The sequence below is a fragment of the Mesorhizobium sp. B2-4-17 genome (assembly GCF_006441275.1).
In the GTDB taxonomy this organism is placed as follows: domain Bacteria; phylum Pseudomonadota; class Alphaproteobacteria; order Rhizobiales; family Rhizobiaceae; genus Mesorhizobium.
This window is the reverse complement of sequence record NZ_VFUX01000042.1, coordinates 38,832-49,505: the sequence shown is the minus strand read 5'-3', so window position 1 is coordinate 49,505 and position 10,674 is coordinate 38,832. Positions and strand designations below refer to the sequence as shown.

At 63.0% G+C, this 10,674-nt stretch carries 11 protein-coding genes and 1 riboswitch; of the genes, 9 read left to right on the top strand and 2 right to left on the bottom strand.

Annotated elements, in window-relative coordinates:
• Positions 1–137 precede the first annotated feature (137 nt).
• The 5 genes from gfa to FJ548_RS26525 all read left to right on the top strand — a co-directional run bounded on the left by gfa (position 138) and on the right by FJ548_RS26525 (position 3,820).
• Entirely contained in the window at positions 138–707 is a 570-nt protein-coding gene (gfa, locus tag FJ548_RS26545) for an S-(hydroxymethyl)glutathione synthase (protein ID WP_140767499.1), read from the top strand.
• A 60-nt stretch (positions 708–767) separates the two neighbouring features.
• Positions 768–1,235 (top strand): YaiI/YqxD family protein, encoded by a 468-nt coding sequence (locus FJ548_RS26540; protein WP_140610121.1) that lies wholly within the window; start codon positions 768–770, stop codon positions 1,233–1,235.
• A gap of 131 nt (positions 1,236–1,366) precedes the next feature.
• Positions 1,367–2,047, top strand: a complete 681-nt coding sequence (locus tag FJ548_RS26535) for a DUF1345 domain-containing protein (protein ID WP_140610122.1) — start codon at positions 1,367–1,369, stop codon at positions 2,045–2,047.
• A 98-nt stretch (positions 2,048–2,145) separates the two neighbouring features.
• On the top strand, positions 2,146–3,027 hold the full coding sequence (locus FJ548_RS26530) for a cytochrome b/b6 domain-containing protein (protein ID WP_140610123.1): 882 nt from the start codon (positions 2,146–2,148) through the stop codon (positions 3,025–3,027).
• Position 3,028: 1 nt separating this feature from the next.
• Positions 3,029–3,820, top strand: a complete 792-nt coding sequence (locus FJ548_RS26525; RefSeq protein ID WP_140779412.1) for a molybdopterin-binding protein — start codon at positions 3,029–3,031, stop codon at positions 3,818–3,820.
• A 50-nt stretch (positions 3,821–3,870) separates the two neighbouring features.
• Here FJ548_RS26525 and FJ548_RS26520 read toward each other — a convergent pair whose 3' ends face one another.
• Entirely contained in the window at positions 3,871–4,872 is a 1,002-nt protein-coding gene (locus FJ548_RS26520; RefSeq protein ID WP_140779411.1) for a hypothetical protein, read from the bottom strand.
• A 217-nt stretch (positions 4,873–5,089) separates the two neighbouring features.
• Positions 5,090–5,176: riboswitch (glycine riboswitch) on the top strand.
• 149 nt (positions 5,177–5,325) lie between these two features.
• On the opposite strand from FJ548_RS26520, the gene gcvT reads away from it, so the two are divergent.
• Genes gcvT through gcvP form a run of 3 tightly spaced genes read left to right on the top strand, consistent with a single transcriptional unit; the run spans position 5,326 to position 9,626 of the window.
• Positions 5,326–6,426 (top strand): glycine cleavage system aminomethyltransferase GcvT, encoded by a 1,101-nt coding sequence (gcvT, locus tag FJ548_RS26515; RefSeq protein ID WP_140696984.1) that lies wholly within the window; start codon positions 5,326–5,328, stop codon positions 6,424–6,426.
• A 4-nt stretch (positions 6,427–6,430) separates the two neighbouring features.
• Complete coding sequence (gcvH, locus tag FJ548_RS26510) at positions 6,431–6,799, top strand: glycine cleavage system protein GcvH (protein WP_140696981.1); 369 nt, start codon at positions 6,431–6,433, stop codon at positions 6,797–6,799.
• A 16-nt stretch (positions 6,800–6,815) separates the two neighbouring features.
• Positions 6,816–9,626 carry an aminomethyl-transferring glycine dehydrogenase gene (gene gcvP, locus FJ548_RS26505; protein ID WP_140779410.1) on the top strand — a complete coding sequence of 937 codons (2,811 nt, stop codon included), beginning with the start codon at positions 6,816–6,818 and terminating at the stop codon, positions 9,624–9,626.
• 56 nt (positions 9,627–9,682) lie between these two features.
• Here the strand turns inward: gcvP and FJ548_RS26500 are convergent, their stop codons facing one another.
• A complete protein-coding gene (locus tag FJ548_RS26500) occupies positions 9,683–10,156 on the bottom strand; it encodes a tetratricopeptide repeat protein (RefSeq protein WP_140696974.1) in 474 nt (157 codons plus the stop codon).
• 150 nt (positions 10,157–10,306) lie between these two features.
• Here FJ548_RS26500 and FJ548_RS30055 point away from each other — a divergent pair, with 150 nt between their 5' ends.
• A complete protein-coding gene (locus FJ548_RS30055) occupies positions 10,307–10,663 on the top strand; it encodes a hypothetical protein (protein WP_181168914.1) in 357 nt (118 codons plus the stop codon).
• Positions 10,664–10,674: the final 11 nt, after the last annotated feature.

Genomic DNA, 10,674 nt, shown 5'->3' with positions numbered 1-10,674 from the left:
TCGAGGACATCAACAAGGGGTTCGACCTCATGCATGAGGGCAAATCGATCCGAAGCGTCGTCGTTTACTGAAGACAGTCACACGCCGCCAGCCAACCGGCCAGCGACCTCTGTGGCGAAAACCTGGGAGGAAAAGAAATGGCGGAGAAACTGCATCCGAAAATCGACAATGGGCTGCCAAAGGAGAGCGCGAGCTTCGCCGGCGGCACGCTGGTCTGCCTTTGCACCAGCAATCCGGTGAAGGTGAAGGTCAAGGGTCAGATCGCCCACAACCACGCCTGCGGCTGCACCAAATGCTGGAAGCCGGAAGGTGCCGTATTCTCGGTGGTTGCGGTTGCCGGCACTGGCGATGTCACCGTCACCGAGAACGGCGACAAGCTCAAGGTGGTCGACCCGGCAGCGCTCATCCAGCGACATGCCTGCACCGGCTGCGGCGTCCACATGCACGGGCCGGTCGAGCGCGATCATCCGTTCAAGGGCCTGACCTTCATCCACCCCGAGCGCTTCGAGGAGGATGGCTGGTCGCCGCCGGGCTTCACCGCCTTTGTCTCCTCGATCATCGAATCCGGTGTCGATCCGGGTCGTATGGACGGCATTCGCGGCCAACTGAAGTCGATCGGGCTCGAACCCTATGATTGCCTCAATCCCGGGCTGATGGACTACATGGCCACCTGGACGGCCAAAAGGTCTGGCGCCCTGCCGGCATGATTCTGTGAAGTTCCGTGCGGGGCCCGATATGTTTCCGGCCCCGCACGTCCTGGAGTGACAATGTCCGCACCCGCCATCTACGTCGATGCCGACGCATGCCCGGTCAAGGCCGAGGTCGAGAAAGTCGCCGACCGCCATGGCATCGTCGTCACCCATGTCTCCAATGGCGGCCTGCGTCCATCACGCGACCCGATGATCCGCAACGTCGTGGTGTCGAAGGGCGCCGACGCCGCCGATGACTGGATCGTCGAGAACGCAAAGCCCAACGATATTGTGGTGACTGGGGATATTCCGCTTGCCGCCCGCTCGGTAGCGCTTGGTGCGCATGTGCTTGGGCCCACCGGACGTCCCTTCACGCCGGAAACGATCGGCATGGCGGTTGCCATGCGCGACCTCAAGCAGCATTTGCGCGAGACAGGCGAAAGCAAGGGCTACAATGCAAGCTTTGCGCCCCAGGATCGGTCCCGGTTCCTTGGCGAGCTCGACCGTATCTTGCGGCGCGCGCTGAAATCCGCCACACCCAGCTAAAGCAATTCCAGGAAAAGTGCATAGCGGTTTTCCGTCCGGAATTGCGTCAAACCAAGAATTAGCGGTTTGCCATTTCCTTGAAAACGGTGAACTGGCCTAGAAGCAGAGCGCCATTCAAGGTGGAGACCGCCATGGCCGCCGAAACCCCTCCAATCAAGAAGCCGGTGCAGCGGCACATGCTGTTTGTGCTGTCGGCGTGCATCGGTGTCTTTGCGCTCCTCGTGGCGTTGCTCCTTCATGCCCCGCTTGCCTATTCGATCGGTGCCAACGCCTTCTTTGCCGCCTACGTCATACTGGTCGTCGCCCAGATGCCCAAGCTCACCGGCACCTATCTTAGCAAGAATGCGCGCGCCACCGATCAGCCGGTGCTGGTCATCTTCGCGGTCACGCTCGTCGTCGTCGGCCTCGCCGTCATCTCATTGTTCCTGTTGATCAACCAGAAGGACAAAGGCCATCCCATCGAACTCGGCTTCGCGCTGCTGTCGATACCGCTCGGCTGGTTCACCATCCATGCCATGGCCGCGCTCCACTATGCCCACGTCTACTGGATGGACGGCGAAGAGGTCGATGCCGGAACCAAGAAGAAAATTCCCGTCGGGGGCCTGCTGTTCCCGGGCGACAAGAGGCCTGAAGGCTGGGATTTCCTCTATTTCTCCACCGTCATCGGCATGACCGCGCAGACCGCCGACACCAACATCTCGACGACGCATATGCGCCGGGTCGTGCTTGTCCACTCGATCCTGTCGTTCTTTTTCAACACCGTCATCGTCGCGGCGGCCGTCAACCTCGCCGTCAGCCTGGGCGGTCCGTAATAAATCCGTGATCGGATGAAACATCGGTTTGGATCGCGACGTATCAGGAGGACAATGGACACGCAGGTCGCGCCCAAAGGGCCGGGAGATGAGACAAGATGGAATCCCTTGCCAGAAGCCAACCAGAAATCGGAACGGGCGTTCCCGCTTCGGGTGACAAGACGCTGATCTACCGTCAGTCACGCTGGACGCGGCTGACGCACTGGATCTGGGCTATCTCGCTGTTCTTTATGCTGCTTTCCGGCCTGCAGATCTTCAACGCCCGGCCGCAGCTCTATATCGGCAAGCAATCCGGCTTCGGCTACAACAACACTATCTTCCAGATCGGCGCCGAGAACACCAATGCTGGCCCACGCGGCTACACCGCGATCTTCGGGCACCGCTTCGACACGACAGGCGTGCTTGGCTGGTCGGGTCCGTCGGGCAACGAGACGGCGCGCGGTTTCCCATCCTGGGCGACCATCCCTTCCTACTATGATCTCGGCACGGCCCGCGTGGTGCATTTCTTCTTCGCCTGGATCCTGACGACGACCTTGATCGTCTGGCTGGTCGCCAGCCTGATCAACGGCCATATCCGGCGGGATCTCACCCCGCGCCTCGACGACCTCAAGCGCTTGCCACAGGACATCGTCGATCATGCCAGGCTGAAGTTCCACCACACGCGCGAATACAACACTCTGCAGAAGATGGCCTATGGCGGCGTCCTCTTTGTTCTGCTGCCGCTGATGGTCATCACCGGCCTTGCCATGTCGCCCAGCATGAATTCGGTGCTGCCGTTCCTCAACGACCTGCTCGGCGGCCGGCAGACGGCGCGCACCATCCATTTCACCGTCATGGTGCTGCTGGTTGCCTTCTTCGTTATCCACATCCTGATGATCCTCGCCGCCGGACCGATCAACGAGCTGCGTTCCATCATCACAGGCTGGTACCGCACTGATCCCCCAGCGCATGACGACAAGCCCGCCGAGAGGAGTGCGTGACATGACAAAATTCGAAATCAGCCGCCGCAAGTTTCTGACCGCCGCCAGCCTTGGCGCCTCCGGCATCATGCTGTCGGGTTGCGACGCCTTTGACAGCCAGCTCGGCATAGGGGGGGGCCTGCGCAGTTTCCTCGAGAACGCAAATGGCCTGACGTACCGCGCGCAACGCCTGCTCGCCGGGCGCGATAGGCTGGCGCCGGAATTCACGGAAGCCGACATCCGCCAGCCGCAGCGGCCGAACGGTGTCACCGCGCCGGATGACGATATCTACAAGGGCCTTCTCGCCAACAATTTCGCCGACTGGCGATTGGAGGTTTCAGGCCTTGTTGAGAAGCCGCTGTCGCTCAGCCGTGAGCAGTTGCAGAACATGCCGAGCCGCACCCAGATCACGCGTCACGACTGCGTCGAGGGCTGGAGCTGCATCGCCAAATGGACCGGCACACCATTGTCGCTGGTGCTGGACCAGGCCGTCGTCAAGCCGCAGGCGCGCTACGTGATGTTCCATTGCCTCGACACGATCGACCGCGGCCTGTCCGGCGACGTGAAATATTACGGCACGATTGATCTGATCGACGCTCGCCATCCGCAGACGATCCTTGCCTACGGCCTGAATGGCAAACCCTTGCCGGTCGAGAATGGCGCGCCGCTGCGCGTCCGCGTCGAGCGCCAGCTTGGCTACAAGATGCCGAAATATCTCTCCAGGATCGAACTGGTCGACGGTTTCGCCGGCGTCGGGGGCGGCCGCGGCGGCTATTGGGAAGACAATGGCTACGACTGGTATGGTGGTATTTGACAGTCAGAGAGAGAATAGTGGCCTGACATCGACGGCTTAACAGCCAATACTCAAGCAACCTTTTCGAGCAGCGGCTTTAGAGCTGGATGAATCTCCGGCGAGGCATGCTTGATCAGGGTCAGCAATGCGCGCTCGTTTTCGTAAAGGGGCCGATTCAGCCCGATATGCTCGACCAGCCATTTGGCTTCGCCGGCATCGATCGTTTCGGCGCGCCGGGCCAAGGCCTCCGCTGCCCTGTTCTTCGCCTCCCATTCGGCTTCGATGTCATCCGGGGACCGGTAGGCCTCGATGATGCCGGCAAGGCCACCGGAGACCATGCGGTTGAAGAAGCCGCCGATTTCCACATCCGCATGCTCAAGGAAAGTTTCCTGGCGCAAAGCCACGTCACGAGTCGGCGCTTCATAGCCGGCCGAGCACATGACGAAGTTGGCGATTGCCTTGACGAACAACTCGTTCCAGGAAGGATCGTTGTTGGCTTGGGCGGTCTGTTCATTGATCCTGAACAGCACCTCGGCCTCGCCGCGGGTAATGGCGATGTTGCCGTCACCGCCATGGGCATAGAGGATGCGGCGCAGCAGGTCGACTTCCGCCTTGGCGACCAGTCCGGGGACCAGCGCACCGCCCAGCATCAGCGGCCCCTTGCCGTCGACAACGGCGTGGGCGACCTGCTCCAGGGCATAAACGCAAAGCCGGTCCGGCGATGATTTCGCCTCTTCCAGCACATGGACCAGCAATTCGAGTTCGGTCCGGCTGTCGACCATGCCGTCTCGCGAGATCGTGCGGATCAGCCAGTCGGCGTTGTCCTGCGAGATGTAGCCCTCTGGCCTTTCCTGATGGACGATGTAATCGGTCACCGCCTCGACAAAGAATGGCGCCCACTCCGCGCATTTGTCCCGCGCCGTCTGGTCGAGCGCGAACAAGGCCTCGGCCTCGCCGCGCGTGACCACACCATCGGCGAACACGTCGCGGCGCAGCATCACGACATCCTGTGGAGTAATGCTAATCTTTGATGTCAGCCCCGCCACCGGCGCGCTCATGATTGATCCGCCCATTCGTCGCCCCATCCGCCTCACATCAGCCTGCTATATCAGGAGTGTCTTGAAAAACCGGCAAACGGTGTGGTTAGCGAAGGCTTGCCGCATCGGAACAAATACCCGAAGCGCATCGCCCAAACCCGTTCAGCGCTTCGCGCTTTAGATGTCGCTGGGAGGTGACAAGGTGTCGCCGACGGGCTATGGATGGCGCGTCGAGGACTCAGGCTTTGAGTCCTACCTGTTTGCGGGAGAGAGCAGCGAGAGCTGCCGCCGAAGGGGAAATCGCCCGAAATCTCTCAGGCAAAAGAACCGTGGACGGGAAAGACACTCTGGAAAGTCGGGGCTTGCCCCCGCGCCGAAGGTGTAAGCGCCGCTGACAGAGTTCCGGCTGCGCGAGTCTCTCAGGCTTCAGACAGAGGGGCACGGACTGGTCGCCATTCGCGGCCGATTGCGTGCGACTCTGGAGACGACATGACGGGCGACAACGATAAACACCTCCCCCTTGAGGATATCCACACGGCCGCAGGCGCGCGCTTCGGCGCCTTTGCAGGCTGGTCGATGCCGCTGACCTACCCGGCCGGCGTCATGAAGGAACATCTGCATACCCGCGAGCACGCGGGTCTCTTCGACATCTCGCACATGAAACTGTTCGAGGTCAGTGGGCCGCAAGCCGTTGCGCTGCTCGACCGCGCCTGCCCGCTGGATGCCGGCGCGCTCGAAATTTCGCAATCCAAACTGACGTTCTTCCTCAACGAAGCCGGCGGCATTCTCGACGACCTGATCGTTACCCGGCTCGGCGCCGATCGCTTCATGGTGGTCGCCAATGCCGGCAACGCCGTCGCTGACGAAAAGCACCTGCGCGAACTTGCAGCCGGTTTCGACGCCATGGTCGAGCCGCTCGACCGCGTCTTCCTGGCCATCCAGGGGCCCGAGGCCTGGGCAGCGCTGTCCCGTGCCGGGATCGAAACCGGCTCATTGCTGTTCATGCACGGTGTCGAACCCAGGAAGAACTGGTTCATGAGCCGGTCCGGCTATACCGGCGAGGATGGTTTCGAGATCGGCCTGCCGGAGCCCGACGCGCGCGACCTCGTCGCGAAGCTGTTGGAAGATGAGCGCGTGCTCTGGATCGGTCTTGCCGCGCGCGACAGCCTGCGGCTGGAAGCCGGACTTTGCCTGCATGGCCAGGACATCACACCGGAGACAGACCCCGCCGCGGCGGCGCTGATGTGGGCTATTCCGAAGGAGATCAGGGCTTCCGGCGCCTTTATCGGCGCCGATGCCTTGCGCGCCGCCGTGGAACGCGGCCCGGCGCAAAAGCGCGTCGGGCTGAAGCCGGAAGGACGCCAGCCGGTGCGCGCCGGCGCGGCGCTGTTTGACGCCGACGGCCATCCTGCCGGCCATGTGACGTCGGGCGGCTTCGGCCCCTCGGCCAGCCATCCGGTCGCCATGGGCTATGTCGTGGCGCCGCTGGCAAAGCCCGGAACACGGATTTTCGCCGACGTGCGCGGCACGAAAATCCCTGTCGACGTCAGTTCCCTGCCCTTCACGCCTCATCGCTACCGCAAAGGATAATCTCATGGCAAAGACCTATTTCACCGCCGATCACGAATGGCTCAGCGTCGAGGGTGGCATCGCCACCGTCGGCATCACCGACTACGCGCAGGAGCAGCTCGGTGACCTCGTTTTCGTCGAACTGCCCGAGACCGGCCGGAAGCTTGCCAAGGGCGATACCGCGGTCGTGGTCGAATCCGTCAAGGCCGCCTCCGACGTGTACGCGCCGGTCGACGGCGAAATCACCGAGGCCAACGGCACGCTGTCGTCCGACCCGTCGCTAGTCAATTCGGCGGCCACCGGCGCCGGCTGGCTGTGGAAGATGAGGCTCGCCGATGAAAGCCAACTTGCCGGCCTCATGGACGAGACCGCCTACAAAGCCCATATCGGCTGATAGCAGGACGATAAAAATGACCGCAGCACCTACCCCCTTTTTCGCCCGCCATATCGGCCCCGGCATCAATGACGTCAGAGCCATGCTGGCCGTCATCGGCGTTCCTTCCGTGGAAACGCTGATCAGCCAGGCCGTGCCAAGATCGATCCGCCTCGACCAGCCGCTGGCCCTGCCCGCGCCGGCCAGCGAAGCCGAAGCGCTGGCCGAATTGTCGGCGACCATGGCCAGGAACACGGTGCTGAAGAGCTTCATTGGCGCCGGCTACCATGGCGTCCACGTGCCGCCGGTCATCCAGCGCAATCTGCTCGAGAACCCGGCCTGGTACACGGCCTATACCCCTTACCAGGCGGAGATCAGCCAGGGCCGGCTGGAGATGCTGTTCAATTTCCAGACCTTGGTCACCGAGCTGACCGGCCTGCCGGTCGCGTCAGCCTCGCTGCTCGATGAGGCAACGGCGGTGGCCGAAGCCGTCGGTATTGCCTTGCGCCACCATCGCGACAAGCGCACCAAGGTGGCGCTTGCTGGCACACCGCATCCGCAGACGCTGGATGTTGTGCGCACGCGCGCCGAGCCGCTCGGCATCGAGGTCGACGGCGAGACGATCGACGACAACACCGCCGCCCTGCTCGTCTCCTGGCCGGATACGTTCGGCGTCTATGGCGACCATAAGGCCGCGATCGAGAAGGCCCGCGCGACCGGCGCAGTTGTCGTGTTCATCGCCGATCCGCTTGGCCTGACGCTCACCGACGCGCCGGCGAAACTCGGCGCCGACATTGCCGTCGGCCCCATGCAGCGCTTTGGTGTGCCGATGGGCTTTGGCGGCCCCCATGCCGCCTACTGCGCCGTTTCCGACAGACTGACGCGGCTGATGCCCGGCCGCCTCGTCGGCCAGTCGACCGACAGCAAGGGCCGGCCCGGCTATCGGCTTGCCTTGCAGACACGCGAACAGCACATCCGCCGCGACAAGGCGACGTCCAACATCTGCACCGCACAGGCACTGCTCGCCAACATGGCGACCGCCTACGCGATCTGGCACGGCCCCGCCGGGCTGCAGGCGATTGCCGGCCGCATCCATGGGCTCGCCAACCGCCTTGCAGCGGGCCTGAAGGCCGCTGGCCTGCCCGTGCTCGGCACAAGCCGCTTCGACACGGTGACGGTTGAGATGAAGGGCAAGGCGAAAGCGATCGCCACGGCCGCCGAAGAAACCGGCCGGCTGCTGCGCGTCATCGACGCCGACCATGTCGGCATCAACTTCGACGAAACCTCGACCGAAGCCGATCTGGAGGCGATCGCCGCGCTGTTCGGCGCCAAGGCAGCCGGCGCTGTCGACGGCAGCATGCCTGGAAAAGGACGCGGCAAGGAGTTTCTCACCCAGCCGGTGTTCCACGAAAATCATTCGGAAACCGAAATGATGCGCTTTCTGCGCCGGTTGGCCGACAAGGATCTTGCGCTCGATCGCGCCATGATCCCGCTCGGCTCCTGCACCATGAAGCTCAATGCCGCGGCCGAGATGATGCCGGTGAGCTGGCCAAGCGTCGCCAATTTGCACCCTTTCGCGCCGGCCAGCCATTCGGCGGGCTATCGCGCCATGGTCGGCGATCTTGAGAACTGGCTGTCGGAGATCACCGGCTTCGACGCGGTAAGCCTGCAGCCCAATGCCGGCAGCCAAGGCGAATATGCCGGGCTGCTGGCCATCCGCGCCTATCACCGCTCGCGTGGCGAAGGCCATCGCACGGTCTGCCTGATCCCGTCCTCCGCGCATGGCACCAATCCTGCCAGCGCGGCGATGGCGGGCATGAGCGTTGTCGTGGTGCGCTGCACCGAGGACGGCAATATCGACATGGACGATCTCAGGGCCAAGGCCAACGAGCATTCCAGGAATCTCGCGGCGCTGATGTTCACCTATCCCTCGACGCATGGCGTCTACGAGGAAGGCGCGCGCCACCTCTGCGCCCTTATCCACGAGCATGGTGCCCAGGTCTATTTCGATGGAGCCAACCTCAACGCCCTGGTCGGCCTCGCCCGCCCCGGCGACATCGGCGCCGACGTCTGCCACATGAACCTGCACAAGACGTTCTGCATCCCGCATGGCGGCGGCGGTCCCGGCGTCGGCCCGATCGGCGTCAAGGCGCATCTGAAACCCTATCTGCCGGGCCATATTACCGAAGGCTCAGGCCATGCCGTGTCGGCCGCACCGTTCGGCAGTGCTTCCATCCTGCCGATCACCTGGATGTACATCCGCATGATGGGCGCTTCCGGTCTCAGGCAGGCGACGGAGACCGCCATAATCTCGGCCAATTATGTGGCGACGCGGCTCGCGTCGTACTTCCCGCTTCTTTACAAGGGCAGGAGCGATCGTATCGCTCATGAATGCATCCTCGACACCCGCGTGCTCAAGGAGAGCGCGGGCATCAGCGTCGATGACATCGCCAAACGGCTGATCGACTATGGCTTCCATGCACCGACCATGTCGTTCCCGGTCGCCGGCACGCTGATGGTCGAGCCGACGGAATCCGAGCCGAAAGGTGAACTCGATCGCTTCTGCGAGGCCATGATCGCGATCGCCGGCGAAGCGGCGAAGGTAGCAAAGGGCGAATGGCCCTTGGCCGACAACCCGCTGGTCAACGCGCCGCACACTGCCGCCGAGGCGCTGGCCGGCACGTGGACCCATCCCTATTCGCGGCTGGAGGCGGTCTATCCCGCGGGCAACGTGGATACCGCCGCAAAATACTGGCCGCCGGTGTCGCGCATCGACAATGTCGCGGGCGACCGCAATCTCGTCTGCTCCTGCCCGCCGCTGTCGGACTATCTGGGTGCGGCCGAATAGTAGTCTCTCGGCCTAAGCCGAACGCAAGGCCGGCTTGACCGGCTCGGCCTTGCCCATCAGCCCTTGTTCAGCAAGGCGAGATTTGCGTTGACAACCGTCGGATCGGCCATGCCGGCCTTGGCCTCGAGCAGCAGCGCCCTGGCTTTCTTCTTGTTGCCGCGCAATAGTTGCGAATAGCCCATATTGTTGACGATCTGCGGCCGGCGGCCGGCGACTTTCAGGAGCTGGTCGTAGGCGCGGTCGGCGAAGTCGAAGCGGCCGAGCTCGTCATAGGATGCGGCAAGCCCCATCCAGGCCTCCGCACTGTCGGCCTTCAATTCGACGGCCTTGCGGAAATGCTGTTCGGCCAGACCATAATTGGCGTCGCGAAACTGCGCTTTGCCCTGTGCCAGATCGGAGGTGTCGATGTTTTTTGCCGCGGGCTGAATGGCCGTAGTCTTGGTCGTGTCGACGTTGTTGTTCGTCGTACACCCGGTGATCATAAGGACGACCGCCATGGTGGCCGCCGCCGCAAAATTTCCCTGACGCATGCCCTGCCCCGTCGCCCGATTTGTCGGGTCGTTCTTCAGCAAGGACACTACAGCACAGCGGTTAAGCTTCGGTGCCGAAATGCAGCTAAGATTCGGTCTCCGAAAAACCGGCCATTAACCACCACCAGGTGCCGGCCAAACAACGGGACGGTGGCAACCCGGCTGACCGTCATTCCAGTTGGTGAGACGTTTGAGTTCGGCTCGGCCCAGCGGTCGCTTCGCCTGCGCGATTCGTTCGATGGCCAGGCTTACGCGCGGCGTCTGCCGGGCAATGCCGGGCTTTGGCGCGACCGCTTCGACGGATGTGACGATGCCGCGCGCGACAAGGCCCTGGCCGCCTCATTCTCGCCGGCGAATAGGAAAATCGCATCGCCCTCGGCGACATGCTTGCCGCCATACATCGTCTTTCGCGCGGCGAAGGCGAATGTCGTCGCGCCGGGGTTGGCAATTTTGGCCTTGATCGCGAACGCCATGCTTGTGGATTGCTCCGCGGACACGCTGGATTGAGTTCAGGCCGA